This window comes from Nonomuraea sp. NPDC050328 (genome assembly GCF_044459405.1).
Classification (GTDB): domain Bacteria; phylum Actinomycetota; class Actinomycetes; order Streptosporangiales; family Streptosporangiaceae; genus Nonomuraea.
Genome location: NZ_JBITIW010000008.1, coordinates 415,080 through 439,045 on the forward strand (window position 1 = coordinate 415,080; position 23,966 = coordinate 439,045).

The following is a 23,966-nucleotide window of genomic DNA, read 5'->3' on the forward strand; positions in this document are numbered from 1 at the left end:
AGCCAATATGTGCAAGAATCCGGCCATGGTGCATCGTGTCGCGCTGGTCGTCCTGGACGACGTGGCCACCCTCGACCTCGGCGCGCCCGGCCAGATCTTCTGGGCCGCGCGCGACCCCGCCGGCGAGCACCTGTACGAGGTGGTGACCTGCTCGGTCGACGGCGGCCCGGTGCGCACCTCCTCGGGCTACCGCGTCGTGCCCGACCACGGGCTGGAGGTGCTCGACAGCGCCGGCACCGTGCTCGTGCCCGGCATCCACAGCGGCCCGGCGCTGAGCGACGGAGTGGTCCCCGGCGAGCTCGCCCGCGCGCTCCGGGGCCGCGAGCGGGTCATGTCCATCTGCACCGGCGCCTTCGTGCTGGCCGCCGCCGGGCTGCTCGACGGCCGGCCCGCCACCACCCACTGGGCGCACGCCCGCCGCTTCCGGCGGCTCTTCCCGCAGGTCAAACTGGACCCGGAGGTGTTGTTCATCGACGACGGCGACGTGCTCACCTCGGCGGGCGTGGCCGCCGGGCTCGACCTGTGCCTGCACGTCGTGCGCCGCGACCACGGCAGCGAGGTGGCCAACCGCACCGCGCGCCGCTGCGTCATGCCGCCCTTCCGCGAGGGCGGCCAGGCCCAGTACATCGAACGCCCGCTGCCGCCCGCCGACGGCGCGAGCACCGCCGGCACCCGGGCCTGGATGCTCAGCCACCTCGACCAGCCGCTCGACCTCGCCGCGCTGGCCGCGCACGCCCGGATGAGCGTGCGCACCTTCACCCGCCGCTTCCGCCAGGAGAGCGGGCTGAGCCCGGCGCAGTGGCTCATCCGCCAGCGCGTCGAGCACGCCCGGCACCTGCTGGAGAGCACCGACCTGCCGGTCGACCAGGTGGCCCGCCGCTGCGGCTTCGCCACCGCGGTCTCGCTCCGCCAGCACCTGCACGCCGCCGTCGGCGTCTCTCCCCTGGCCTACCGCCAGACCTTCCGTGTCACCTGAGCTCAGCGTCACCTGAGCTCCGTGTCACCTGAGCTCAGGAGGTACGGCGCGCGGCCCGGCCGGCCAGGTGCAGGAAGGTGATCCGGCCGGCGTCGTCGCGCAGGAACCGTCCGACCACCCGCGACGGTTCCGCCGCCATGACCACGTCGTCGCTCCCCTCCACCAGCGCCAGCGCCATGCCCGGCAGCCCGGCCACGCCCTCGGCCACCAGCTCCGGCCGCAACACCATCTCCACGTTCAGCGCCTCGTCCACCTCGAACGTCCACTGCCCCGCGTCGTAGCTGCCCGCGCACTCCGGCTCCGGATCCCGCAGCCTCGGCCGGGCCCGCTCGATCTCGACCCCGAGCAGGTGCTCCAGGCACCAGTCCGTCACCTGCTGCCCCAGCCCCCGCCCGGCCCCGGAGTTGGTCAGCGTCGTCACCGCGAACCGCCGCTCCGGCACCAGCACGAACGTCGAGATCTGCACGTTGCCGATGTTGCCGCCGTGCGTCACCAGCTCGAGCCCGCCCTGCTCCTCCAGCAGCCACGGCAGGCCGATGCCGCGCCACGGCACGCCCATCGCCACGTGCTCGCGCCGCATGAGCTCGCGTGTCGCCGCGCCCACCGGCCGCTCGCCGCCCTCGCCCAGGTGGAAGGCCGCGTACCGCAACTGGTCACGCGCCGACGACAGCAGCCCGCCCTCGGGCATCCCGTCGCGGAACAGCCCCCACGTGTGCGCCACCCGGGCCCCGTCCTCCTCGACCGCGTGGCCGACCGCGTGCGAGCGGGTCGCCGCCTCCCAGGGGAAGAAGAAGCTCTGCTCCATGCCGAGCGGGTCGAGCACGACCTTCCTGACCACGCTCTCGTACGGCTCGCCGTACACCACCTCGGCCAGCCGGCCGAGCAGCCGGAAGGCGGCGTTGTTGTAGGAGGCCAGCGTCCCCGGCGGGAAGAGCTGCGGCAGCCGGTCGTAGCCGTCGATCGACCGGCCGAGCGCGGCGGTGTCCCAGCTCGTGCCGTCGTCGATGTCGCCCATGAATCCCGCGGTGTGGGTGAGCAGGTGCCGCACGGTCAGTGCCGCCGCGGCCTGCTCGTCGGCCAGCCGCAGGTCCGGCAGGTGCCGCCGCACCGGATCGTCCAGCCCGACCCGGCCCTCCTCGACCAGGTGCATCACCACGGTCGCGGTGACCGTCTTGGTCGTCGACCCGATCTGGAACAGCGTCTCCCCCGTCACCGGGGCCGGTGAGTCGAGGCTGGTGACGCCGGTGGTGAGCACGTGGTCGGCGCCGTCGATCCGGACGCCCACCGCCGCGCCGGGAACGTGCCGGGAACGCGCCTCGCTGTCGAGCAGGCGCTGCAGGTCGTTGAGGTCAGCCATGGGCCCATCCTGCGGCCCGCGAGCCCGCGCGGCATTGTGCGCGCGCACGATATCGGCCGCTCGCTTTGTCCCCGCACGATCACGCGGAACACGAAAGAGGCCCGGCCCCGCCTCCGGAAATCCGGGTCGGACGGGATCGAGCCTCAGGTGTCGGGTGGAGCTATGGGGATTCGAACCCCAGACCTCTTCCATGCCATGGAAGCGCGCTACCAACTGCGCCATAGCCCCGCTGTCGTTGCGAGAAAAGCATATCGGACTCCGGGAGTGCGAGAGACGGTCAACCAAGAGCAACAGACTTGCTACCTTCCGTCACATGACCATTGTGGACGCGCGGCCGCTCACCCAGCGCTGCGCGAAGATCTACGCCGCCGGGGAGCACGCGCTGCTCGGGGTGAGCGCGCTGAACGGCTTCTTCTCGGTGCCCAACCTGACCGGGCTGCTGGGCTGGGCGGTGGGGCGGTTCGGGCGGGTGGACGTGCTGGTGCCGGGCATCGAGCTGGCCGGCACGCTGGTGGCACGCGGCTACGAGCGGCCGCGGGCGCGCAAGAAGGCCCGGGAGGAGATCAACAACACCCGCAACCGGGTGGCCCGGGCCCTGGAGGCACTCGGCCGGCCGCCGGTCGGGGTCTTCTCCTGGACCGACCTGTACGGCGAGCCGGCCTACGAGCGGGCCCGCCGGGAGATCGGCGAGTGCTACGAGGCCGACCAGTCCTTCAGGAGCCGGTGCCGCCAGGCGCTGGAGCCGATCCTGCACCAGGGTGAGCAGGCGGCCGAGCAGGTGGCCGAGGCGCTGCCGTTCCTGCTGGCCGAGCTGCCGCTGGTGCTGGACAGCCCGGCGGTGCTCGGGGTGCCCACCTCGTCGTTCTGCTACCCCCGGCTCATGCCGATGGCCGAGTGGCTTTTCTCCGGGTCGATGGGCATATCGCCGAGCGCGGGACAGGCAATTCTGACCACTCGATTGACACCCGTTGTCGCAGGTGAGGACCATTGTCGTGGGGTGGGATGAGATGAAGTCTCAGGTCCGCAACGCGGGACACGCGTTCGACAGCAGCGACATGGACGGCGACGGCTACCTGGATCACCGGGACATGGAAGTGGTGGCCGTCTCGGTGAGCGACCGGCTCGGCCTGGCCGAGGACTCGGCCCGGCGCGAGGCGGTGATCACCGCCTACGCCTACGCGTGGCGGAACGCGGTCGAGCTGATCGGCACCGACGAGCGCGGCCGGATCAGCCGGGAGGCCTACATCCGGCACGTGACCTCCCGGGTGCTCGACCGCATCGACTTCACCGCGCGCATCGTCTGGCCGATCGGCGACGCGCTGTGGGACGCGCTCGACACCGACGGCGACGAACAGCTCACCAGAGCCGAGTACCTCCGGCTCTGGGGCGCCTACGACGTCGCCGGGCGGGCGGCGCGGGCGGCGTTCGAGCGCCTGGACTCCAACCGGGACGGCCGGCTGTCCAAGGACGAGTTCGCCCAGGCGATCTACGACTTCTACTTCGGCGCCGCCGCCGACGTGCCCATCTTCGGCTGACCTAGACCGCGCGGGCCTTGCCGATGAGCTGGGCGAGCTCGGTCACCGCCGGGTCCTCGACCTTGGCCGCCAGCCGCTCGGCCTGGTCCAGGAGCGCGGTCAGGTCGAGCCCGAGGGCTTCGCCGTCCCGCATGAACAGGGCGAACGCCGCGGCGACCACGTCCACCTGGAGCCGCGCGGGCGCCTGCCACAGGTCCTGGCCGAGCTGGCCGGTCTCGATCGACTTGGCGGACTCGGCGGGCTCGCGGGTGTCGGGGTGCTGCCAGCGCACGGTGGCCGTGGCGAGCTGGCCGGAGGCGCCGGGCTTGAGGGTGACCACGTAGAGCGCCGTCACCGCGTGACCGGGGCCGATCTCGCCGCCGTCGCGGGAGTCGTCCCTGAACTCCTCGGTGGCCAGTTGCCGGTTCTCGTAGCCGATGAGCCGGTAGGACTCCACGACCGAGGGGTTGAAGACGACCTGCGCCTTCGCGTCGCGGGCGCGCAGCTCGATGGTGGTGGCCAGGTGGGTGGCGAAGGCCTTGTCGGCCTCCTCCTGGCTGCTGACGTAGATCGCGTGCCCGTCGCCGTTGTCGGCGAGCTGCTCCATGAGCTCGTCGCCGTAGTCGCGGCCGACGCCCACGGTGAGCAGCGTGATCTGCCGGCCCGCGTGCTCCTTGACCTGGTCGAGGATGCCCTGCCAGGTGACCTCGCCCTCGTTGGCCAGGCCGTCGGAGAGCACGATCACCCGGTTGGTCGCGGCCGGGCGGAAGCCCTGCGCGGCCACCTCGTAGCCCTTGACCAGTCCGGCGGCCAGGTTGGTGCCGCCGCCGATGTCCAGTCCGTTGATCGCGTCCGCCAGGTCGTCCCGGTCGACCAGCGGGGTCATCCCGGCCAGCACGGTGGCCGACTCGGCGAAGGCGACCACGGCCACCTGGTCCCCGGGCGCGAGCTGGTCCAGGAGCGTGCGCAGCGAGTTCTTGACCAGGTCGAGGCGGCCCGGCTCGGCCATGGAGCCGGAGACGTCCACGACGAAGGTGAGGTTGGCCGGCCGCCGCTCGGCCGCCTCGGCGGCGCGGGTCTGCAGCCCGACCCGGATCACGCCCTGGTCACGCTCGCCCGGCACGAGCGCGCCGTCCACGTGCACGGTGAAGCCCTCCCCGTCGGGCTGGGCGTAGTCCTGGCGGAAGGAGTTCACGAACTCCTCCGGCCGGATCTTCGCCGGCTCGGGCCAGCGGCCCTCCCCGAGGGTACGGCGGGCATAGCCGTAGGAAGCGGTGTCCACGTCGAGGGCGAAGGTCGAGATCTGGGCCTGTCTGGTGTCCTTCTCCTGGCCCTCCTCCGGCTTCGCCTCCTTGGGCGACTCGGCCTGCGTGGCCGCCTCGGGAGCGCGGTCGCGAGAGGCGACCTGGCCGCCTTCCGGCCCGCTCGTGGTGCCGCTGCCGCCGCAACCGGCCAGGACGAGCAGGGCGGCCAACCCCGCGATCAACGCGATCAGACGAAACTTCATGTCATGCACCTCCACGCCCTACGACGGCGCGCGAAGCCGCCTGGCCGGGCCCGTTATGCAAACGACAACAAACCGTGGCGGACCGCGGATCAGTTGTGATGAACCCGTGCGATCCGGTAGGCATGAGCCTCATGCGCGTCTATTTGGGAGTGGCCGCGAAGCAGGCGGAGATTCCGGAACGTGTCCTGGACCGGGTCCGTTCCGTGATCGAATCCGCCTTTCCGGTCCCCCCGGAGGTCATCCGCGGCGAGGAGTGGCACGGCCGCGGCGTCTCGCTGTTCGGCTGGAGCAACGAGCCCGACGACAGCCGCGAACCGGGACTGCTGCACCGGACCGGCGACCGGGTGGTCGGCGTCAACGGCCACCTCGCCGATCCCAAGGACGTCACCCGGCTGCCCGATGACACCGTGGGCGGCTGCCTGTCGGCCTGGGTGGCGCGCGACGGCGAGCTGACCGCGGCGACCGCGATCAACCGCGTCTGCCCGGTGTTCTACGCCGAGACGCCCGAGCTGCACGTCGTCGGCAGCCGGGCGCTGCTGGTGCATCTGGTGGCGAGCGAGCGGCCGGCCTTCGACGTGCTGGCGCTGCAGTCGATGGCGCGGCAGGGGTTCTTCCTGTCCGACGAGACGCCCTATCTCGGGGTGTCGGCGCTGCGGCCCTCGTCGCGGCTGAGTGTGCGCGGCGGGAGCCGTACGATCTCGGAGACCCCGCTGCCGGAGGCGGCGCCGCCGCCCGCGTCGGGGCGCGCCAAGCGGGCGGCGATCTCGGAGCTCGCCGAGGCGCTGCTGGCGACGGTGGAGCCGCTGCGGGCGGCGGGCGAGCCGGTGAACCTGGCGCTGACCGGCGGGCGGGACACGCGCATCCTCGCCGCGCTGCTCCACGCGGCCAAGGTGCCGTTCCGGGTGACCACCAACGGGCTCGACACCCACCCGGACGTGATGCTGGCCCGGCAGATCGCCGCGCGGCTCGGCGTGGAGCACACCGTCATCCCGCCGGCGCAGACCGCGCAGAAGGACGCGGTGCTGGTCGAGCACCCGCTGGCGCGCGCCTACGAGACGCTGCGCACCTGCGAGGGCATGACCTCTGCCTACGAGACGATCGTGAGCTACCTGCCCTATGCCGACAAGCCCACCATGTCCGGGCAGAGCGGCGAGACCCTGCGCGCGGGCTCGCTCAACCTGCTGCAGACCGACCTGAGCGACAAGGCGCTGCTGCGCCGGGTGAACACCACCTTCTTCAAGGACGAGAAGCTGTTCAGCGCCGACGCCAACGAGCACGCGCGTGAGCTGGCCAAGCCCTGGCAGGCGCGGAAGAACCGGCTGGAGGCGCTCGACCACATCTACATCTGGTACAAGGTCGGCCGCTGGCAGGCCAGCGCGCGGGCCGGCTCACTGCGCCGCGGCGACCCGGTGCGGCCCTTCCTCGACAACCGGGTGGCGCGGGCGGCGCTCGGCCTCGACCAGGGCTGGCGGCTGTCGGAGGAAGTGATCTACCGGCTCATCCTGCGCTTCGCCCCGGCGCTGCGCGACGTGCCGATCGAGGGCAAGCCGTGGCGCTTCGCCGGTGACCTGCGCAAGCGCTGGCCGTGGGAGCACGTGCCGCCGCCGTCGATGCCGACGGTCTCGACCGGCGGCGGCTGGTCGTGGCGGACCAGCCCGGGACCCGCGCTGTCGGCGATCCTGCGCGAGCAGGTGATCGGCCATCTCGACGTGCTGGAGCCGATCGTCAACCCGGACGAGGTGCGGGCGCTGTTCGCCGGGCCGGTGGTCACCAAGCCGGGGCAGGCGTGGCACCTGTACACGGTCAGCACCCTGCTCACCGGGCTGTATCCCGGCAAGGAGCCGGAAGGCCTCGAACCGGTGCCCGTGTCCCGGCCCTGACCCGCGGGCCGGGTACCATCCGGACATGCTGCTCCCCCTGCCGTCCAGGCTGCCCACGGTCGCCGTGCTGGCCTACGAGGGCATGGCCCCCTTCGAACTGGGCTGCGTGGTGGAGGTCTTCGGCCTGTCCCGGCCCGAGCTGGACGTGCCCTGGTACGACCTGCGGGTCTGCGCCGAGACGACCGAGCCGATGCGGGCGGTGGGCGGCTTCACCGTGCGCGCCGAGCACGGCCTCGACACCCTCGCCCAGGCCGAGACGGTGATCGTCCCCGGCGTCGCCGACGTGCACGGCGAGACCTCCCCCGGACTCGTCGAGGCGCTGCTGGCCGCGCACCGCAACGGCGCGCGGCTGGTGTCGATCTGCTCGGGCGCCTTCGCGCTGGCCGCGACCGGGCTGCTCGACGGCCGGCCCGCCACCACGCACTGGCGCTACGCCGAGCTGCTGCAGCGGCGCTTCCCGCAGGTGGAGGTCCACCCGGACGTGCTCTACGTCGATCACGGCGACGTGCTGACCAGCGCGGGCAGCGCAGCCGGGCTCGACCTGCTGATCCACCTGGTGCGCAAGGACCACGGCGCGACGGTGGCCAACGCGGTGGCCCGCCGCCTGGTCGTGCCGCCGCACCGCGAGGGCGGGCAGGCGCAGTTCATCCAGGCGGCGGTGACCCCGATAGCCGCCGACGACGGGGTGGCGCGGGCGATGGCCTGGGCGCTGGAGCACCTGACGACGACCATCACCGTCGCCGAGCTGGCGCGGAAGGCGCACATGGCGGAGCGGACCTTCCTGCGCCGCTTCAAGCAGCAGACCGGCACCTCGCCGCTGCGCTGGGTCGTCTCGCAGCGCGTCGCCGCGGCCCTGCCGCTCCTGGAGCGCGGCGGCGTCCCGGTCGAGGAGGTCGGCGCGGCAGTCGGCTTCGACAGCCCGGTGACCTTCCGCCACCATTTCGGCCGGTTGATGCGCACCTCCCCCTCGGCCTACCGCCGCGCCTTCGGCTGAGGCTCGGCGCTACACGAGCACGCCCGGGTTGAGGATCCCCGCCGGGTCGAGCGCCGCCTTGGCCGCCCGCAGCGCCAGCGCGAACGGCTCGGGCCGCTGCCGGTCGTACCAGAAGCGGTGGTCGCGCCCGACCGCGTGATGGTGGGTGATCGTCCCGCCGTTGAGCAGGATCGCCTCGGAGACGCGGGCCTTGATCGAGTCCCAGTCCCCGCCCGGCGCCATGATCGTGTAGTACGGGGCGGGCCCGTCGGGGTAGACGAAGGCGAGCCGGCAGGTGATCCGGCCCAGCCCCATGACCTCCTCGTGCAGGCGCTCGAACCGGTCCCAGGTGACCGCCGTCTCGACCGTCTCCACCAGCACGTCCAGCCCCGGATAGGCATTCCTCAGGTACGGCATGCGGGTGAAGGAGCCCTTCCACTCGCGGTCCTGCCGGGTGGCGCCCGGCTCGCCGCCGTGCCGCCTGGCCAGCTCCAGCGCCGCCGCCAGCAGCGCCTCGACCGGCCCCGACTCGAAGCCCAGCAGCAGCACCGGCCCGTGCCCGTCGCCGCGCGCGGCCAGCGCCGCCTCCCCGGCGTCGAGCAGGCGGCAGTTGGACGGGTTCAGGCCGGCCTGCACGATCTCGTGCACCGCCGCGACCGCCGCGTCCCACTCCTTGAACGTCACCGGCGCCGACACCTTGACCTCCGGGCGCTGCTGCAGCCGCACCCACGCCTGCGTGATCACCCCGAGCGCGCCCTCGGAGCCGAGCAGCCACCGGTCCGGCGACGGCCCGGCGCCGCTGCCCGGCACCCGGCGCGACTCCCACACCCCCGACGGGGTCAGCGCGCGCACCGACTCCACCAGGTCGTCGATGTGCGTGTGCCCGGTGGCGAAGTGCCCGCCGGCCCGGGTGGCGATCCAGCCGCCGAGCGTGGAGAACTCGTAGGACTGCGGGAAGAAGCGCAGTTGCAGCCCGGCCGGGAGTTGCGCGTTCAGCGCCGGGCCGGTCGCGCCCGCCTGGACCAGCGCGGCCCGCGAGTACTCGTCCACCTCCAGCACCCGGTCCATCCGGCCCAGGTCGAGGCAGAGCGCCGGGGCGTCGAAGCGGGCCTCGACGCCGCCGACCACGCTGGTGCCGCCGCCGTAGGGGATCACCGCGACGCCCACCGTCTGGGCCCACTCCAGGGCGCGGTCGATCTCCTCCTCGGTGCGCGGGCGGGCGACCAGGTCGGGGGCGTTGGCGAAGTCGCCGCGGTAGGCGCGGACCAGGTCGCGGTAGGCCTGGCCGTAGGTGTGCCGGGCCCGTTCGTACGGCTCCGCCGTACAGAAGCCGGACAGGTGCTCGGGCACCGGCACCCGGGGCGGCGGCAGCCGTACCTCGGGGAAGGGCACCGGCGGACGCCAGCGGGCGGGATCGCCCAGCCCGGTCACCGCGGCGATCAGGCGGGCGCTCTCGCGCAGTTCGTGCGGGTCCGGCTCGGGACCCCAGGCCCAGTGGCTCACGCTCCCGTCCTACAACAGCCGGGAGCGTGTGAAAAGGTCAAGCCGCCGGCTCCGGTTACCCGCACACCCAGTCGAACACGTAGGAGTGCGCCCCGGATTCGTCGACGTGGATCGTCATCTCGCCGCGCAGTCCGGTCAGCTCCTCCGTGCCCGAGTCGGCCACCACCGTGACCCGCAGCGACCGCTCGCCCCGGTCGCTGAAGGCGCTGTGCTGTAGCAGGAAACCGCCGGTCCGGCCGGCGAGCGTGCCGGTGACCCGCTCGACGGCCACGTACGAACGTGATGCCTCGACCGGGGTCGTCACCATGGTCATGTGGACGACGCCGCTGCCGGTCAGGTCGCCGTGGAAGGTCTTGCCGAGCGTCACCGGGGTGATCGTCACGCCGTCGTGGTCGGCGTACGGCTCGCCCTGGGTCCAGTCGTGCGTCTCAAAGGTGCCTTTGGCCATCATGGGCCTCACGCTAGGGCCCTTACCTGTCAGCTCCCGTCAGGTTCCGGCGAGCCGGGCGATGACCGGGGCGAACTGGGTCAGGAACTGCGCGTTCACCGAGACGTAGGAGATGCCCAGCTTGTCGCGCCGCCGCCGCAGCGTGTCGGCCATCTCGGTCACCGACCCCCGGAGCAGGCCCACGCCTTCGCGCACCGGCCCCAGCCAGGCGGGCACCTCGTCGCCGACCGCCGCCAGGTTCATGGCCAGCTCCAGCTCGCCGAACCGGTCGCCGGCCAGCTCGTACAGCTCGTCCACCTTGGCGGCGAGCTGCTCCTCGGTGGCGTGCGGAGGCACCGCGAGCGCGACGGTGTCGGCCTTGCCGGCCGCGAGGCGCAGGGCCGCCGGGCCGGAGGCGGCCAGCAGGATCGGGACGTCCTCGACCAGGTCGATCGTCTCGGCCACCCGTGCCAGCCGTTCGCCGGGCGTCCCGAACGGCACGCCGAGGCGGGCGGCGTCCTGCTCGCTGTCCGGCCGGCCCGCGCCCAGGCCGAGCTCGAAACGCCCGCCGGTCAGGGTGCGCAGGGTCGAGGTCTCCCAGGCCACGGCCGCGGGCGTGCGTAGCGGGCTCGCGAGCACGTAGGTGCCGACCTTGAGCGTCGTGGTGACCGTCGCCGCCACGGCCGCGGCGGCGAACGGCGAGAAGGTGCGGTGGGTGTCGGGCACCAGCAGCGTGTCGAAGCCCAGCTCCTCGCTGCGGCGGGCGATACCGGTCCAGGTCTGGGCGTCGGGGGCGAAACCGGCTACGGCGCCGAATCGGTAAGGTCTCATGCCCCTCACCTTCTCCGGCCCGCCCCGGTCCGCGCGTCGGCCCGGGGAGCCGGATCCGGCTACCCCCGCGGACGCACCGCCCGCCCGCCGCCCTACTTCTCTCGCGGTACGGCAGGCGCCCTCAGGACTGCGGAGCCTTGTCCTGCGGCAGGCGGCTCGTGCCCTTCCGGGCCGCCGGTGCGGAAGGCGGCGGCACCACCGGGCCGATGTCCCCGTCCGGCGCCTCGTCGAGGTCGACGATCACCGGGGCGTGGTCACTGGGCCCCGTCCCCTTGCGCGCCTGCCGGTCGATCCAGGCCGCCCGCACCCGCTCGGCCACCGGATCGGAGGCCAGCACGAGGTCGATCCGCATGCCCAGATCCTTGTGGAACATCCCGGCCCGGTAGTCCCAGTAGGAGAACACCCGCCGATCCGGCCACCGCTCCCGCACCACGTCCCGCAGCCCGAGCGCGGCCAGCGCCTCCCGCTCCGGCGCCGTCACATGCGTGGACCCCGCGAACGCCCCCGGATCGAACACGTCCTCGTCGGCCGGCGCGACGTTGACGTCACCGCAGACCAGCGCGTCGGCCGGCCCGGCCGCCACCACCGCCTTCAGCGCAGCCAGCCAGGCCAGCTTGTAGTGGTAGTGATCCGAGCCGGGCGTCCGCCCGTTCGGCACGTACACCGAGTGCACCCGGATCCCGCCACAGGTCGCGGCCACCGCACGCGCCTCCGGGTGTGGGAAGCCCGGCGCGTCGGCCAGCCCGGTGACCACGTCCTCCAGTCCCACCCGGGAGGCCAGCGCCACCCCGTTCCACTGCACCTCGCCGTGGAGCGCCAGCTCGTAGCCGCGGGCCTCGAACTCCTGGCCCAGCAACTCGGTGAAGGCGGCGTCGGCGAGCTTGGTCTCCTGCAGGCAGACCACGTCCGGCTGCCGCTCGTCGAGCCAGGGCAGCAGGCGCGGCACGCGTTGCTTGGCGGAGTTGACGTTCCACGTGGCGATACGCACGCGGTCCAGCCTAACCCGCGCCACCCTCCGGCTGCCGGTGCGCGCCCCAGAAGCCGCACCGGTGGGCGCGGCACAGGTCCACCGGGCCGATGCCGCGCGGGCCGGGCACCAGCCGCAGCACGGTGTCCCGTCCCGGCTCGGCCGGACGCCAGGCGGGCGCGCCGGGGCCGTTGGGGTCGCCGTGCCGGGCGAACCGGCTCCAGTAGCCGATCATCGTGTCGGACAGCCGGGCCTGGTCGGGCGCGAGCGTCCGGCCGGAGAAGTAGCTCGCCTCGAAGAGATGCTGCAGCTCGGAGGCGTGGAAGGCGCCGGTGGGAAGCTGGGCTTCACCGGCGTGCTGCTCGCCCACGGAGCCCGCCGGTCGGCGAACTCGTAGGCGTAGGTCGGCACCCACGCGGCCAGCAGCCGGTTGGTCCGCACCGCCGGGGCGGCCCAGAGATGGTCGGTCAGCAGATCCCGCAGGGCGTGCCCGGCGCGGCTCGTCCCCGGCGCCCCGTACCGTTCCAGGGGGTAGCGGGCCAGCACCTCCGCCGCGCGCTCGCCGAAGGCGGCCCGCACGGTCCGCTCGTACCCCTCGTCGGTCACCGGCGGCGCTCCGTGCCCCCACCCGCCGCCGCCCCGGCCGTGCCGGGCGTCAACGCCAGCCCGGCCGCCGCGGCGACCGCTCCCGCTAACTTGATCATGTGGTTCTCCCCGGTCCGCCCGCGCCGACGCGCGAGACCGGGTCCACCTTCACACCGCGGGGGCGCCGGTTCATTCCGGCCAGCCCCCCCAACCCGCCCTCCGGCCAGTCCTCCCCCTGCTCCGCTACTTCTCGCAGAACACGAAGTCGCCGTCGGTGTACGCCGCCCTCTCCTCACCCGCGTAGCGCGTCCACGACTCGGCCGGGATGACATCCGCCTCCGCCGTGGCCCGGCAGACCACGTCCAGCGGGTCGGGCTCCACCTGCGACAGGTCCCAGACCCTCGGCCCGGCCATCGGGCTGCCCAGCGCCGCCGTCCGCCCGTCCTCGCTCATGGCGACCGCCTCCGCGGACCGCCCACCGGTCCTCAGGGTGGCCAGCCGCACCGGATGGGAGGGCGTCGTGAGATCCCACAGGACCGCGCGCCCCCGGGCGTCGGCGATGAGCGCCAGTTCGCCGGCGCGGGCCAGGGCGACGGCGAACACGTCGCGGAACTCCCCGTCCAGCGACGCCAGCCGCACCGGCTTCGCGCGGTCGCTCAGGTCCCAGACGTCGGCGCCGCCGCCGGAGCCGATGCCCAGGAGGGCCCGCCGCCCGTCCGGGCTGAGCGCGACCGACTCCTCCCCGTGCCCCTCGGTCCGCAGCTCGGCGACCGCGACCGGCCGCGCCTGATCCGTGAGGTCCCAGACGACCGCCCCCGGTTCCCCGCCCCGGACCGCCACCGCCGTCCGCCCGTCGGCACTGAGCGCGAGGTCGTACAGGTGCGGGCCCCGGATCTTCAGCGTCGCCCGCCGGACCGGCTCGGACACGCTCCGCAGGTCCCACACCTCGACCGCCACGGCCTCGGGCTCGTCCAGCCCGTAGGAGACCAGCGCCGTCCTGCCGTCGCCGGACAGCACGAGCGGGCCGAAGTACTCCTCGACCGGCAGGAAGGCCGCCTTGACCGGCCGGGTCCGCTCGCCGAGCCGCCACACGCCGACGCCCTCGTAGGACTCGGCCGTCAAAACGATCTCCCCGTCCGCCGACATCGCCAGCTCGTCGACCGAGCCGCCGAAGTCGAGCGCGCCCGGCTCGCCCCGCCCGCGCGGCAGGTACCAGCGGCGCACCGTGCCGGAGCCGGACCTGCCCAGCAGGAAGGACCCGTCCGTCGTCATCGCCACGTCGTCCGAGCGGGGGGCCTCCACCAGATCGGTCAGCCCTTCGTTGGCCAGGGTGTCGGCCAGCGCCGTCCGCGTCTGATCGTCGTCGTGCAGGCTGACCGCCGCCGCGCCGAGCCGGCGGGCGGCCACAGCGTCGACCTCGCGCAACTCGGCGCCCTTGAGCGCCAGCGTCCGGGCCGCCGCCACCCGCTCCGCGTTCTGCCGCGCCTGCCCCTCGACCATGGAACCCAGCGCCGCCAGGGTCAGCACGACCACGAGCGCCCGGAACCACCGCGTCTGATCAGCGCGCTGCGACTGCACCGGTGCTCCCCTCGCGGGATGATCCACGCCGGGTCACATCATGGCGGCACCGTGGAAAAAGCGAAACCGCCGCGATGCGGCGGTTCGTCGTAAGTGAGAGGTGGAGCTATGGGGATTCGAACCCCAGACCTCTTCCATGCCATGGAAGCGCGCTACCAACTGCGCCATAGCCCCTCGCTTGCGGGAATAGTCTAGCGGATCCGGCGGGTGCCACGACCATGATCGTGGCACCCGCGGGGGCGGTGCTCAGGCGGCTCGGCGGACCGGGACGCCGGCCTGGGCGACCAGGGCGGCGAGGTCGACGCCGGCCGTACGAAGGGTGCGGGCGGCGCCGTTGCGGGCGTCGGCGAGCAGGCCCCACAGCAGGCGTTCGCCGGTGATCGGGCCGGGCTTCCACGCGGCGACCTCGACGACCTTGCGCAGGTGCAGGGTGAGCGGAAGGTCGCCGAGCGGGCCGCGGAGGGTGAGGCGGAGCAGGAGCCGGTCGAGGTGCCAGCGGGCCGGGTCGTCCACGCCGTGCCTGGTACGGCGGCGCACCTCGTCGAGGTCGATGCCGAGGGTGGCCAGCAGGTCGCGGCCCGGCGTGGCGGCCAGCGGGACGGCGTCCGGGGTCAGGGTGAAGGCGGCCACGGGGCCGGCGAACGGGCGCTGCTCGGCGAGGGCGAGCAGGAGCGCGTCCGTGCCGAAGCGGCCGCCCTCGGGCCGGGCGTCGTGGGCGAGGATGCCGGCGCGGACGAACGCCCTGCGGGCTTCGGGGGTGAACCTGTCGAGCACGGGACTACCTCCTGGCGTGTTTGCGGTGCGCGGTCTGCCGCCGGACGCCGAGCGCGGCGGCGATCTGCTCCCAGGACCAGCCCCGGTCGCGGGCGTTGGAGACGTGCACCGCCTCCAACTCCTCCAGGAGGGAGCGCAGGGCGGCGCAGGCGGCCAGCCCGGTGCCCGGATCGGGGCCGGCGGCCGCTTCGGCGAGCTCGGTGACTCTCATGATGTCAGCATAAGCTGACACAGCCGGAAGTGTCAGCTCTTGCTGACACTTTTGCCGGCAGACCGCACACCAAGGAAGCGCGCTTTCCGAATGCAGCCCGCTACGAGGAGCCCGCGTAGGTGCGCATGGTCAGCTCCGACTCACCGGGCTCCAACTCCACCCGCACCCCACCGAGCGCGGAGGTGCGGTGCACGTGCGTGCCGCCGCACGGGATCCACCCCTCCCCCTCGGGCAACGCGCAGTGCCAGGTACGCCGAGCGGTCAGCGTCCCGTCCGGCGCGTCGATCCACACCGGCGCGTCCGCGGCCACCCACCCGGCGAGGATCCCGTTGACCCGCCCCGCGACCTCGGCCCAGTCGAGCCCGTCGGCGGAGAAGCCCTTCTTGCGCAGCGACTTGCCCAGCCGGTACACGTCCACGCTGCCGTTCTCGACGATGGTCGAGGAGGTGATGGCGTGCTGGTCGAAGTTCGGCTGCCCGAGCGAGTCCGCCCCGGTCTCCTTGCGCCAGTGCCCGGCCAGGGCGGCGTTGAGCGCGAGGGCGGCCAGGTGGCAGGCGGTGTGCCCGGCCGACAGGGCCGCACGGTAGCCGGCGTCGGCCTCCAGCGTGACCTCCGCCCCGGCTTCGACGGCCGCCGCCGGCTCGACGAGGTGGACGACCAGCCACTGCCAGGCCGGGTCGCCCCGCCGTACCGGGATGTGGGCGCCGAGCAGGACCTGCCCGTCGCCGGCGGTGGCCCCGGTGACGCAGCCGAGAAGGGGGTGCCCGGCCAGCAGGCCGCGGTCGGCGGGCTGGTCGGGCCAGGTGTGGTCGAGCGGATGGAAGGGCGTCTCGGCGACGATCACGCCGAGCGCGTCACCGGCCTGGACGGTTCCGACGACCTCGGAGCGGCCGGACACCTGCCCGTCAGGGAAGGTGACGATAGTGGACTTCATCCGGAAATCTTCGCAGGCTCATCCTCGAGGAAGCGGTTGCGACCCGCGTAAAGCCCGGTCAGGAGCTGCACGGCCAGCACGAAGAAGATCAGCGTGTACGGCAGAGCCCACCCCCCGGTCGCCTCGTGCAGCACGCCCACGACCAGCGGCCCGGCGCCCGCGATGAGGTACCCGGCGCTCTGCCCGAAGGCCGACAGCGCGGCGGTGTGGTCGGCGGTGCGGGTCCGCAGGGCCAGCATCATCAGCGCGAGCGGGAAGGAGCCCATGCCGACGCCGATGAAGACCGTCCAGACCCAGGACGGCGAGATCCACATGCCGGCGAACCCGACGACGTAGAAGGCGACCAGGGCGACGACCACGGGCCGCTGGTCGCGGAAGCGCGTGGCCAGCACCGGGATGATCAGCGAGATCGGGATGCTCAGCGCGGTGAACACGCCGAGGACCAGGCCGGCCTGGCTGGTGGTGTAACCGGCGTCGGTGAGGATCTTGGCGAGCCAGCCGAACATGATGTAGGCGATCATCGACTGCGTGCCGAAGTAGACCGCGACCGACCAGGCCAGCTTGCTGCGGACCAGGCGGCCGGGCCCGGCCTCGGTACGGCCGGTGTCGCGCTGCGGCTCGCTGCGCAGCAGCGCCAGCCAGGGCAGCGCGGCGACGACCGCGAGCGCGGCCCAGACGCCGAGCGCCACGTGCCAGTCGCCGCCCGCGGCGCGCTCGATCGGCACGGTCGCGGCGGCGGCCATCATGGTGCCGACGGCCAGGGCGGTGGTGTAGACGGTGGTCATCACGCCCACGCGGCCCGGGAAGTGCCGCTTGATCAGGGTGGGGATGAGCACGTTGCCGATCGCGCCGCCGGACAGCGCCACGGCGCTGCTCAGCAGGAAGACGGGGGCGCTGTCGACCAGGGCCCGGGTGGCGAGGCCGACGCCGAGCAGGCCGAGCGCGACCAGGAGCAGCCGGTGCTCGCCGACCTTGCGCGCCATCGCGGGGGTGACCGCGCCGACGGTGGCGAAGGCCAGGACCGGCAGGGTGGTCAGCAGGCCGGTGCCGACGCTCGTCATCCCGAGGCCCGCGGAGAGCTGGTCGAGCAGCGGGCCGACGCTGGTCACCGCGGTGCGGAGGTTGAGCGCGGCCAGGACGATGCCCAGGACCAGCAGCCATACCAGCGAGCCGCTCTTGCTCCTGCTCTCGGTGAGCACGCTCATGCCGGCACAGCCTCCATTCGTGGAATCATGGGACGAATAATGCTAACAGGTCCGAAATGTTGGTTTATTCCTGACCATAGGAAGAGGCCCCCTTCCCGGAGAGGTGGGAAGAGGGCCTCGGCGTCCCGTCAGGTCAGATGACCGGGCGCATGGGCGGCGGCGGGTCCTCCGGCCGCAGCGGGCCGGGTCCGGGCGCCGGCAGGTCGGGCGAGGGCGGGTAAGGATCGCCGCCGATGGTGCCAGGAGGCATCGGCTGGTCGCCCGTGCCGTAGGTGGACCCGCTCTGGTGCGGGCCGGGCACGTCGCCGCGCCACTCGCCGGTCTCGCTCCCACGGGACTCGATGAAGCGCTTGAAACGCTCCATGTCGTTGCGGACGCGCATCCGGACCAGTTGCAGCCAGTCGCCCGCGGTCTCGATGAAGCCCTTGGGGTCGTACTCCATCTGCAGGGTGACCCGCGTGGTGGAGTCGTCGAGCCGGTGGAAGGTCACCACACCGGCCTGGTGCGGCTGCTCCACCGTGCGCCAGGCGACCCGCTCGTCCGGGTGCTGTTCGGTGATCTCCGCCTCGAACTCACGACGGACTCCCGCGATCTCGGCCACCCAAGCGGTGCGGGTGTCGGTGAGCTGCTTGACCGACTCCACGCCTTCCATGAACTCGGGGAAGCTCTCGAACTGCGTCCACTGGTTGTAGGCCGTCCGCACTGGGACATTGACATCTACGGAGTGCTCGATCGTGCTCATGTAACGCCCCCTGCCCGCTTCGCCGGAGCGCTAACGCCTCCGCCGCAACCAGAACAGGCCCACCAGCGGCAGGATCAGCGGGATGAACAGGTATCCCTTCCCATAAACCGACCAGACCGTCTCGTCGGGGAAGGCCGCCGGATCGATGACACTCGCCGTCCCGATGACCAGGACTCCGGCCAGTTCGATGCCCAGCGCCCACAACGCGAGCGTGCGCCGCCCGGTCGCCAGCGCGACCGCGAGCACCACGTAGACCGCCGCCGCGAAGGCGGACAGCGCGTAGGCCAGCGGCGCCTCGTCGAACCGGGTGGCGATCTGCACGGCCGCCCGCGCGCCGGCCGCCAGCGCGAACAGCCCGTAGAGCGCCAGCAGCGCGCGGCCCGGCCCGGTGCCGATCGGGGTGCTCACTGCCCGGCCCAGATCTGCAGCAGCCGCCCGGTCATCACCGCGACCGCGAACCCGGCCACGACCAGGATCGCCGCGCCCCACCGCGACCGTTCGGCCAGCGCCAGGAAGACGCCCGCGGGCGCGATCAGCGCCACGCCGGCCGTGTAGCCGTAGAGCGTCGCCTGCTCGGCCGGCCCCTCGCCGCCCACCGCCGCCGCGACGGTGATCCCGGCCTGGACCAGCACCGCGAGCTCCAGCACCGCGAAGCCGACGAGCAGGACGACCCCCATCGCCCGGTTGCGGATGGCGACGACGAGACTGGCCACCGCCAGGACGAGCGCGCCCACGATGATGCCGGTGGCGAGGGTCTGGGACATGGCGAGAAGGCTACCGCTCCTACCATGGGGTCCATGGACCGGATCCTGGTGAGCGCCTGCCTGATGGGCCGCCGCGTGCGCTACGACGGCGGCGCCAAGACCAGCGCCTCGGCGATCCTGGCCGGCTGGCGGGAGGAGGGGCGGCTGGTGCCGTTCTGCCCGGAGGTCGAGGGCGGGCTGCCGATCCCCCGCCCCGCCGCCGAGATCGAGCCGGGCGGCTCGGGCGCCGACGTGCTGGCCGGCCGCGCCCGCGTCCTGGCCGCCGACGGGAGCGACGTCACCGCCGCCTTCCTGTCCGGCGCGCGGCAGGCGCTCGACCTGGCCCTCAGCTCCGGCGTACGGCTGGCCGTCCTGAAGGAGGGCAGCCCGTCCTGCGGTTCCCTCGCGGTCTACGACGGCACCTTCACCGGCGGCCGGGTCCCCGGGCCGGGCGTCACCACCGCGCTGCTGGAGCAGCACGGCATCCCGGTCTTCGGCGAGGACCGCCTGACCGAGGCCGACGCCTACCTGCGCGCCCGGTAGAGCTGCGCGCCGAGCCCGGCGATCAGCACCGTCGCGACGGTGCCGTGATACCAGGTGTTGAGCACCGTCGCCTCGCCCCGGCCGAGCGCCAGCGCGAGGGTGCCGACCAAAACTCCCGCCAGCGCGACCGTGTAGCCCGCCCGCAGTCCCCGCCACGCCCACGCCCGGCCGCCCAGCGCGCCCCACGCCGCGGCCAGCAGCGCCAGCCCGCACACCGTCTCGGCGATGGTCGCCGGGACGATGACCGGCTCGCGCAGCGGCCCCAGCGGCACGCCGGTGTGCAGCAGCGCGCCGAGCACGAAGATGAGTGCGATGCCGGCCGCCACCGCGCCGAGCACGATCCGGAGAGCTCTGTCGTCCATCCCCTCACCCTGGCACCGCCGGTGGGCCGGCGGATCCCCCGGCGGAAGGCGGCTCGGATACCGCCCGGGTCGTACCAACTTTTCGCCCGTGCCCTGAGTCTCATCCTGCGGGGCCCGGAGAACCACGACACCTCACGGGGAAAGGACTCGACACCATGCCTGTCGACCTCGCCAACGCACGACCCCTGGCCTGGGACTCGCCCACGCTCGACGCCGACACCAAGGAGATGCTCGCCAATCTCCAGCCCAACATCCTGCGCGCGCACGTCCGCGAGCACCTGACCGTGCTCTTCCTGCGCTTCAACGACGTCGCCGAGGGCCGCGCCTACCTGCGCCGCGTCGCCCGCACCAGGATGAAGTCGGCGCGGCAGCACCTGGAGGAGGTGCGGGAGTTCGCCAGGAGCGGTCGGGGCGGCTCGCCGTACGTGGGGCTGGGCATCAGCCGCGCCGGCTACCGCGACCTGGGGCACAGCGTCGCCGACATCCGCCGATTCGGGGACGCCGCCTTCCGCGACGGCATGAAGAAGCGGATCACCGAGGTCAACGACCCGCCCGTGGCCGAGTGGGAGCGCGCCTACCAGCGGGAGATCCACGCCGTGCTGCTCATCGGGGACGCCGAGCCCGGCCCGGTCGAGGCGCTGCGCGAGGAGCTGGTGCGCGACCTGCCGGCCTCGGCGCGGGTGCTCGGCGAGGAGACCGGGCGCGGCCTGCGCAACCCGGCCGGGGACGGCATCGAGCATTTCGGGTACGTGGACGGCCGCAGCCAGCCGCTCTTCCTGGCCGACGAGGTCGAGCGCGAGCCGCGCGAGCACTGGGACCCGTTCTTCCCGCTCGGCAACGTGCTGGTCGCCGACCCGCTGGCGGCCGATCCGCGCCGGCACTTCGGCAGCTACTTCGTCTTCCGCAAGCTGGAGCAGAACGTGCGGGCCTTCCAGCAGATCGAGGAGGACCTGGCCGACGCGCTCGGCCTGGTCGGCGACGACCGGGCCCGCGCCGGAGCCATGCTGGTCGGCCGCTTCCGTGACGGCACGCCGCTGACCGGCAAGAGCAAGGCGGCCGGCGGTCCGGTCGGCAACGACTTCACCTTCGACCGCGACGGCGAGGGCAACCGCTGCCCGTTCAGCGGGCACGTGCGCAAGACCAACCCTCGCTCCTTCGGGCGCGAGGTGATCATGGCCAGGCGCGGCCAGACGTACGGCGAGCGCGCCGACCGGCCGTGGGACGAGCTCCCGCCCGAGGAGCGGCCCGGCGGGGGCGTCGGCCTGCTGTTCATGGCGTTCAACTCCCGGGTCGCCGACGGGCCCGAGGGCATCGGCCAGTTCGAGTTCACCCAGCGGAGCTGGGCCAACGAGCCGTCCTTCGAGCGGGAGGGCACTGGCCACGACCCCGTCATCGGCCAGGGCCCCCGCGAGCTCAAGGTCACCTTCCCCAAGGTCTGGGACCAGCCCGGCCGCACGGTCGCGGTCAAGCAGGTCGAGCAGACCGTGACCATGCTCGGCGGGGAGTACTTCTTCATGCCTTCCTTGGCATATTTGCGCGCTATGTGAAGAATCCGGCCGGTACGGCACGCCGTACCGGCCGCTCTTCGCGCGATATATTGGGAAAAGTCATGAGCGAAGAGCACGACCGCACGGTCCAGCGCCGGATCCCCACGCCCGGCCAGCCGGTCCAGCCGGTCCCCCCGCCCGAGCAGCCGCACCCGGAGACGGTGCGCCTGCCGTACACGCCGGACCTGTTTCCCGACGTGCCGGTGATCGAGGCGAAGCCGCCGCGCTCGGCCTGGTGGTGGGTGGTCGTGGCGAGCGCGGCGCTCCTGGTCGTGGCCGCCATCGCCTTCGGCATCGTGCTCTTCGCCACGCGCGCCTGAGCCTGGCGCCTCCGGCTAGGCGCGGGTGAAGTCCGCCACCCAGTTGACCTCCCACGTCTTGCCCTGATCGGTGGAGAAGGCCTGCTCCCAGGAGCAGTGGTCGGCGTCCTGGACGGTCCAGACGAAGCGGCAGATGATCGGCGTGCCCTCGTGGAACTCGTCGGCGTAGAACTCGCCGCGGTCGCCCTCGAACCGGCCCACCGCGGGCACGGTGTCGAGCACGCCGGTCTTGCTGCTGGCCCAGTAGATCGACCAGAGCTCGGTCTCGGGGTTGTAGAGGCGCAGGGTCAGCCCGGACGTGCCGCGCTCGGGGAAGTACACCTCGTCCACGCAGGCCGCGCCGCCGAAATGCCGGGTCGCGACCGTGGTGCCGGTGAACTCCTCCCATTCGTCACAGCCGGCGAGCCGCTTCTTGAGATAACGCTGCTTGGAGGTCCACTTGCCCTCCAGGAAGTCGAAGTCGTTCATGGCCGGACGGTAAACCGTCATCGCTGCCATCTATTGTCAGTGTCATGCGCGCTTCCCGGCTGCTGTCCATCCTCCTGCTGCTGCAGACGCGCGGCCGGATGACCGCCCGCGAGCTCGCCGAGCGGCTGGAGGTGTCGGTGCGCACGATCTACCGCGACGTCGAGTCCCTGCACGCCGCGGGCGTGCCGCTGTACGGCGACGCGGGGCCGTCGGGCGGCTACCAGTTGCTGGAGGGCTACCGCACCAGGCTCACCGGGCTGACCGCCGACGAGGCGGAGTCGATGTTCCTCGCCGGGCTGCCCGGCCCGGCCGCCGAGCTCGGGCTGGGCTCGGTGGTGGCCGCCGCGCAGCTCAAGCTCAAGGCCGCGCTGCCGGTCGAGCTGCGCGACCGCGCCGAGCGGGTCCAGGAGCGCTTCCACCTCGACGCGCCGAGCTGGTACCGCGAGCGCGACGAGCTGCCCTTCCTGCCCGCCGTGGCCGACGCGGTCTGGAACCAGCGCGTCATCGAGGTCCGTTACCGGCGCTGGGAGGCGCCGCATCTGGTCACGCGGCGGCTGGAGCCGTACGGGCTGGTGGTCAAGGCGGGGCGGTGGTACGTCGTGGCGGGCAGCGGCGGGCAGGTGCGCACCTACCGGGTCTGGATGATCCAGGACCTCCACCCGCTGGACGAGCACTTCACCCGCCCGGCGGACTTCGACCTGGCCGGCTACTGGCGCGGATACCTCACCGCCTTCGCCGCCCGCCTGCACCAGGGCGAGGCGGTGGTACGGCTGTCGCCGCGCGGCCTGGAGCGGCTCGGCTCGCTGATCACGCCCGGCATGGAGACGGCGGCCCGGGAGAGCGCGGGCGAGCCCGACGCCGACGGCTGGGTCACCGCGGTCGTGCCGATCGAGGGCGTCGACGTCGCCCTGGGCGAGTTCCTGCGGCTGGGCGGCGAGGTCGAGGTGGTGCGGCCGGTCGAGCTGCGCCGCCGGCTCGCCGAGGTGGCCGCCGCGCTGACCCGCTTCTACGGGGAGGAACGGGTCAGCGCGACGTCCAGCGCATCAGGTGGTAGGTTCGGGTGATCGAGAAGCCCGCGCCCAGGTAGAGCCGGGCGGCCGGGCTGTCCTCGCCGGTCCACAGGAACCAGGCCCCGTGCAGCCCCTCGGCCCGCATCCGGGCCAGCGTGCGGTGCAGCAGGATCTTGCCGAGCCCGGTCCCGCGTTCGGCCGGGTCCACCCCGAAGGGGCCGAACCGCTCGGCCGGGCCCTGGTAGGCGCCGTAGGCGGTGAACCCGGCGATCCGCCCGTCCTTGCGCACGACCAGCAGGCGCTCGTTGTCCGGGAACCTCCTGATCGCCTCGGCCCAGTCCGGGTTGAAGCCCGTCCCGGCGAAGCGCACCAGCTCCGGCAGCTCCCCGTCGGCCGGGCACCCCACCTCGTAGCCCTCCGCGAGCCGCTTGGCCGCCAGTTCCAGCACCTCGGACGGCGGCGCGTACCCCACCAGCGACCGGTCCATGGCCAGCGCGGTGGTCACCACCCGGAAGCCCAGCTTCTCCAGCAGCCCCCGGGCCTGCGGATAGAGCTCCAGATCCAGCCCCGGAGCCACGTAGTTCGGCGTGTACCCGGCCACGTCCACCCGGTTGCGCCCCTCCCGGGCGAGGAAGTCCAGCGCCTCGCCCACCAGCCGCCGCCCCACCCCGCTCCCCCGGATCCCCGGCTCGACGAAGAAGAACGGGATCCACCCGGCCTCCGTCTCCGTCCCGGCCGCGTACGGCGACAGCGGCACCAGCCGGCGCACGGCGTAGGCGCACCCCACGACCCGCCCGTCCAGGACGGCCACCCGCAACCCGGCCGGGTCGAAGTTGGGGTCCAGCAGCACCCGGTCCCGCACCCACCGCCGCGTGGTCGGATCGGCGGGCAGGCTGAGGTTCCACGCCTCGACCAGCCCGGCCTCGTCACCGGCCTGGAAGCCGCGGTAGCCGACCACACCGGCCGGAAAAGTCGCTGTCATCCCGTTCCTCCGTTGACACGTGAGACC

At 73.2% G+C, this 23,966-nt stretch carries 27 protein-coding genes and 2 tRNA genes; 9 read left to right on the top strand and 20 right to left on the bottom strand.

Going from position 1 to position 23,966, the window contains the following annotated elements; translation table 11 throughout:
* Positions 1–25 precede the first annotated feature (25 nt).
* Positions 26–976 (top strand): helix-turn-helix domain-containing protein, encoded by a 951-nt coding sequence (locus ACIBG7_RS29435; protein WP_357934200.1) that lies wholly within the window; start codon positions 26–28, stop codon positions 974–976.
* Between the two features lie 34 nt (positions 977–1,010).
* Here the strand turns inward: ACIBG7_RS29435 and ACIBG7_RS29440 are convergent, their stop codons facing one another.
* Complete coding sequence (locus ACIBG7_RS29440) at positions 1,011–2,333, bottom strand: serine hydrolase domain-containing protein (RefSeq protein ID WP_357934197.1); 1,323 nt, start codon at positions 2,331–2,333, stop codon at positions 1,011–1,013.
* A gap of 155 nt (positions 2,334–2,488) precedes the next feature.
* Positions 2,489–2,561, bottom strand: a tRNA-Ala gene (locus ACIBG7_RS29445).
* 85 nt (positions 2,562–2,646) lie between these two features.
* On the opposite strand from ACIBG7_RS29445, the gene ACIBG7_RS29450 reads away from it, so the two are divergent.
* Together ACIBG7_RS29450 and ACIBG7_RS29455 are read left to right on the top strand one after the other, a co-directional pair.
* On the top strand, positions 2,647–3,339 hold the full coding sequence (locus tag ACIBG7_RS29450; protein ID WP_397338334.1) for a tRNA-dependent cyclodipeptide synthase: 693 nt from the start codon (positions 2,647–2,649) through the stop codon (positions 3,337–3,339).
* Position 3,340: 1 nt separating this feature from the next.
* Positions 3,341–3,868 carry an EF-hand domain-containing protein gene (locus tag ACIBG7_RS29455; RefSeq protein WP_357934192.1) on the top strand — a complete coding sequence of 176 codons (528 nt, stop codon included), beginning with the start codon at positions 3,341–3,343 and terminating at the stop codon, positions 3,866–3,868.
* A 1-nt stretch (position 3,869) separates the two neighbouring features.
* On the opposite strand, the gene ACIBG7_RS29460 is transcribed toward ACIBG7_RS29455, so the two are convergent.
* On the bottom strand, positions 3,870–5,354 hold the full coding sequence (locus tag ACIBG7_RS29460; protein WP_357934189.1) for a von Willebrand factor type A domain-containing protein: 1,485 nt from the start codon (positions 5,352–5,354) through the stop codon (positions 3,870–3,872).
* 131 nt (positions 5,355–5,485) lie between these two features.
* Here ACIBG7_RS29460 and ACIBG7_RS29465 point away from each other — a divergent pair, with 131 nt between their 5' ends.
* Positions 5,486–7,234 carry an asparagine synthase-related protein gene (locus ACIBG7_RS29465; protein ID WP_397338335.1) on the top strand — a complete coding sequence of 583 codons (1,749 nt, stop codon included), beginning with the start codon at positions 5,486–5,488 and terminating at the stop codon, positions 7,232–7,234.
* Between the two features lie 25 nt (positions 7,235–7,259).
* Positions 7,260–8,228, top strand: coding sequence for a helix-turn-helix domain-containing protein (locus ACIBG7_RS29470; protein ID WP_397338336.1), 969 nt, complete (start codon positions 7,260–7,262; stop codon positions 8,226–8,228).
* Positions 8,229–8,237: 9 nt separating this feature from the next.
* Here ACIBG7_RS29470 and ACIBG7_RS29475 read toward each other — a convergent pair whose 3' ends face one another.
* From ACIBG7_RS29475 to ACIBG7_RS29540, 14 genes are all read right to left on the bottom strand, one after another.
* Complete coding sequence (locus tag ACIBG7_RS29475) at positions 8,238–9,710, bottom strand: FAD-binding oxidoreductase (RefSeq protein WP_357934180.1); 1,473 nt, start codon at positions 9,708–9,710, stop codon at positions 8,238–8,240.
* Positions 9,711–9,765: 55 nt separating this feature from the next.
* Positions 9,766–10,161 (bottom strand): DUF3224 domain-containing protein, encoded by a 396-nt coding sequence (locus tag ACIBG7_RS29480; RefSeq protein WP_397338337.1) that lies wholly within the window; start codon positions 10,159–10,161, stop codon positions 9,766–9,768.
* 36 nt (positions 10,162–10,197) lie between these two features.
* The gene (locus ACIBG7_RS29485; protein ID WP_397338338.1) at positions 10,198–10,968 is read right to left on the bottom strand and encodes an LLM class flavin-dependent oxidoreductase; all 771 of its coding nucleotides are present in this window, start codon (positions 10,966–10,968) and stop codon (positions 10,198–10,200) included.
* A gap of 121 nt (positions 10,969–11,089) precedes the next feature.
* The gene (locus ACIBG7_RS29490; RefSeq protein WP_357934173.1) at positions 11,090–11,956 is read right to left on the bottom strand and encodes an exodeoxyribonuclease III; all 867 of its coding nucleotides are present in this window, start codon (positions 11,954–11,956) and stop codon (positions 11,090–11,092) included.
* A gap of 10 nt (positions 11,957–11,966) precedes the next feature.
* Positions 11,967–12,305, bottom strand: a complete 339-nt coding sequence (locus ACIBG7_RS29495) for a carboxylesterase family protein (protein WP_397338339.1) — start codon at positions 12,303–12,305, stop codon at positions 11,967–11,969.
* Between the two features lie 458 nt (positions 12,306–12,763).
* The gene (locus tag ACIBG7_RS29500; RefSeq protein WP_397338340.1) at positions 12,764–14,098 is read right to left on the bottom strand and encodes a WD40 repeat domain-containing protein; all 1,335 of its coding nucleotides are present in this window, start codon (positions 14,096–14,098) and stop codon (positions 12,764–12,766) included.
* Between the two features lie 101 nt (positions 14,099–14,199).
* Positions 14,200–14,272: transfer RNA gene (locus tag ACIBG7_RS29505), tRNA-Ala, on the bottom strand.
* A gap of 72 nt (positions 14,273–14,344) precedes the next feature.
* Positions 14,345–14,872, bottom strand: coding sequence for a Clp protease N-terminal domain-containing protein (locus ACIBG7_RS29510; protein WP_397338341.1), 528 nt, complete (start codon positions 14,870–14,872; stop codon positions 14,345–14,347).
* Between the two features lie 4 nt (positions 14,873–14,876).
* Entirely contained in the window at positions 14,877–15,083 is a 207-nt protein-coding gene (locus ACIBG7_RS29515) for a helix-turn-helix domain-containing protein (RefSeq protein WP_397338342.1), read from the bottom strand.
* Between the two features lie 100 nt (positions 15,084–15,183).
* Complete coding sequence (locus tag ACIBG7_RS29520) at positions 15,184–16,017, bottom strand: metal-dependent hydrolase (protein WP_397338343.1); 834 nt, start codon at positions 16,015–16,017, stop codon at positions 15,184–15,186.
* On the bottom strand, positions 16,014–17,222 hold the full coding sequence (locus ACIBG7_RS29525; protein WP_397338344.1) for a CynX/NimT family MFS transporter: 1,209 nt from the start codon (positions 17,220–17,222) through the stop codon (positions 16,014–16,016). Before ACIBG7_RS29525 ends, ACIBG7_RS29520 begins: the two co-directional genes overlap by 4 nt.
* A 133-nt stretch (positions 17,223–17,355) precedes the next feature.
* Positions 17,356–17,964, bottom strand: coding sequence for an SRPBCC family protein (locus tag ACIBG7_RS29530; RefSeq protein WP_357934156.1), 609 nt, complete (start codon positions 17,962–17,964; stop codon positions 17,356–17,358).
* A 30-nt stretch (positions 17,965–17,994) separates the two neighbouring features.
* Positions 17,995–18,372: a hypothetical protein gene (locus ACIBG7_RS29535; protein WP_357934154.1), complete on the bottom strand. Its 378-nt coding sequence runs from the start codon at positions 18,370–18,372 to the stop codon at positions 17,995–17,997.
* On the bottom strand, positions 18,369–18,728 hold the full coding sequence (locus ACIBG7_RS29540) for a hypothetical protein (protein ID WP_357934151.1): 360 nt from the start codon (positions 18,726–18,728) through the stop codon (positions 18,369–18,371). Before ACIBG7_RS29540 ends, ACIBG7_RS29535 begins: the two co-directional genes overlap by 4 nt.
* 33 nt (positions 18,729–18,761) lie before the next feature.
* On the opposite strand from ACIBG7_RS29540, the gene ACIBG7_RS29545 reads away from it, so the two are divergent.
* On the top strand, positions 18,762–19,250 hold the full coding sequence (locus ACIBG7_RS29545; protein ID WP_397338345.1) for a DUF523 domain-containing protein: 489 nt from the start codon (positions 18,762–18,764) through the stop codon (positions 19,248–19,250).
* Here ACIBG7_RS29545 and ACIBG7_RS29550 read toward each other — a convergent pair.
* On the bottom strand, positions 19,232–19,612 hold the full coding sequence (locus ACIBG7_RS29550; protein WP_397338346.1) for a hypothetical protein: 381 nt from the start codon (positions 19,610–19,612) through the stop codon (positions 19,232–19,234). The two genes, ACIBG7_RS29545 and ACIBG7_RS29550, sit on opposite strands and share 19 nt — an antisense overlap.
* 155 nt (positions 19,613–19,767) lie before the next feature.
* Here ACIBG7_RS29550 and ACIBG7_RS29555 point away from each other — a divergent pair, with 155 nt between their 5' ends.
* Both ACIBG7_RS29555 and ACIBG7_RS29560 read left to right on the top strand, forming a co-directional pair.
* Complete coding sequence (locus ACIBG7_RS29555) at positions 19,768–21,159, top strand: hypothetical protein (RefSeq protein WP_357934142.1); 1,392 nt, start codon at positions 19,768–19,770, stop codon at positions 21,157–21,159.
* Between the two features lie 62 nt (positions 21,160–21,221).
* Positions 21,222–21,479, top strand: a complete 258-nt coding sequence (locus ACIBG7_RS29560) for a hypothetical protein (RefSeq protein ID WP_357934139.1) — start codon at positions 21,222–21,224, stop codon at positions 21,477–21,479.
* A gap of 15 nt (positions 21,480–21,494) precedes the next feature.
* On the opposite strand, the gene ACIBG7_RS29565 is transcribed toward ACIBG7_RS29560, so the two are convergent.
* Complete coding sequence (locus tag ACIBG7_RS29565; protein WP_357934137.1) at positions 21,495–21,947, bottom strand: hypothetical protein; 453 nt, start codon at positions 21,945–21,947, stop codon at positions 21,495–21,497.
* A 44-nt stretch (positions 21,948–21,991) separates the two neighbouring features.
* On the opposite strand from ACIBG7_RS29565, the gene ACIBG7_RS29570 reads away from it, so the two are divergent.
* Positions 21,992–23,011: a helix-turn-helix transcriptional regulator gene (locus tag ACIBG7_RS29570; protein ID WP_397338347.1), complete on the top strand. Its 1,020-nt coding sequence runs from the start codon at positions 21,992–21,994 to the stop codon at positions 23,009–23,011.
* On the opposite strand, the gene ACIBG7_RS29575 is transcribed toward ACIBG7_RS29570, so the two are convergent.
* Complete coding sequence (locus ACIBG7_RS29575; RefSeq protein WP_357934131.1) at positions 22,971–23,939, bottom strand: GNAT family N-acetyltransferase; 969 nt, start codon at positions 23,937–23,939, stop codon at positions 22,971–22,973. The two genes, ACIBG7_RS29570 and ACIBG7_RS29575, sit on opposite strands and share 41 nt — an antisense overlap.
* Between the last annotated feature and the right edge of the window lie 27 nt (positions 23,940–23,966).

What these genes read in the sequence shown, in the direction of transcription:
- ACIBG7_RS29435 (WP_357934200.1), top strand. Translation starts at nt 26, where the DNA reads ATGGTGCATCGTGTCGCGCTGGTCGTCCTGGACGACGTGGCCACCCTC.
- ACIBG7_RS29440 (WP_357934197.1), bottom strand. Translation starts at nt 2,333, where the DNA reads ATGGCTGACCTCAACGACCTGCAGCGCCTGCTCGACAGCGAGGCGCGT.
- ACIBG7_RS29450 (WP_397338334.1), top strand. Translation starts at nt 2,647, where the DNA reads ATGACCATTGTGGACGCGCGGCCGCTCACCCAGCGCTGCGCGAAGATC.
- ACIBG7_RS29455 (WP_357934192.1), top strand. Translation starts at nt 3,341, where the DNA reads ATGAAGTCTCAGGTCCGCAACGCGGGACACGCGTTCGACAGCAGCGAC.
- ACIBG7_RS29460 (WP_357934189.1), bottom strand. Translation starts at nt 5,354, where the DNA reads ATGAAGTTTCGTCTGATCGCGTTGATCGCGGGGTTGGCCGCCCTGCTC.
- ACIBG7_RS29465 (WP_397338335.1), top strand. Translation starts at nt 5,486, where the DNA reads ATGCGCGTCTATTTGGGAGTGGCCGCGAAGCAGGCGGAGATTCCGGAA.
- ACIBG7_RS29470 (WP_397338336.1), top strand. Translation starts at nt 7,260, where the DNA reads ATGCTGCTCCCCCTGCCGTCCAGGCTGCCCACGGTCGCCGTGCTGGCC.
- ACIBG7_RS29480 (WP_397338337.1), bottom strand. Translation starts at nt 10,161, where the DNA reads ATGATGGCCAAAGGCACCTTTGAGACGCACGACTGGACCCAGGGCGAG.
- ACIBG7_RS29485 (WP_397338338.1), bottom strand. Translation starts at nt 10,968, where the DNA reads ATGAGACCTTACCGATTCGGCGCCGTAGCCGGTTTCGCCCCCGACGCC.
- ACIBG7_RS29515 (WP_397338342.1), bottom strand. Translation starts at nt 15,083, where the DNA reads ATGAGAGTCACCGAGCTCGCCGAAGCGGCCGCCGGCCCCGATCCGGGC.
- ACIBG7_RS29520 (WP_397338343.1), bottom strand. Translation starts at nt 16,017, where the DNA reads ATGAAGTCCACTATCGTCACCTTCCCTGACGGGCAGGTGTCCGGCCGC.
- ACIBG7_RS29525 (WP_397338344.1), bottom strand. Translation starts at nt 17,222, where the DNA reads ATGAGCGTGCTCACCGAGAGCAGGAGCAAGAGCGGCTCGCTGGTATGG.
- ACIBG7_RS29530 (WP_357934156.1), bottom strand. Translation starts at nt 17,964, where the DNA reads ATGAGCACGATCGAGCACTCCGTAGATGTCAATGTCCCAGTGCGGACG.
- ACIBG7_RS29540 (WP_357934151.1), bottom strand. Translation starts at nt 18,728, where the DNA reads ATGTCCCAGACCCTCGCCACCGGCATCATCGTGGGCGCGCTCGTCCTG.
- ACIBG7_RS29545 (WP_397338345.1), top strand. Translation starts at nt 18,762, where the DNA reads ATGGACCGGATCCTGGTGAGCGCCTGCCTGATGGGCCGCCGCGTGCGC.
- ACIBG7_RS29550 (WP_397338346.1), bottom strand. Translation starts at nt 19,612, where the DNA reads ATGGACGACAGAGCTCTCCGGATCGTGCTCGGCGCGGTGGCGGCCGGC.
- ACIBG7_RS29555 (WP_357934142.1), top strand. Translation starts at nt 19,768, where the DNA reads ATGCCTGTCGACCTCGCCAACGCACGACCCCTGGCCTGGGACTCGCCC.
- ACIBG7_RS29560 (WP_357934139.1), top strand. Translation starts at nt 21,222, where the DNA reads ATGAGCGAAGAGCACGACCGCACGGTCCAGCGCCGGATCCCCACGCCC.
- ACIBG7_RS29565 (WP_357934137.1), bottom strand. Translation starts at nt 21,947, where the DNA reads ATGAACGACTTCGACTTCCTGGAGGGCAAGTGGACCTCCAAGCAGCGT.
- ACIBG7_RS29570 (WP_397338347.1), top strand. Translation starts at nt 21,992, where the DNA reads ATGCGCGCTTCCCGGCTGCTGTCCATCCTCCTGCTGCTGCAGACGCGC.
- ACIBG7_RS29575 (WP_357934131.1), bottom strand. Translation starts at nt 23,939, where the DNA reads ATGACAGCGACTTTTCCGGCCGGTGTGGTCGGCTACCGCGGCTTCCAG.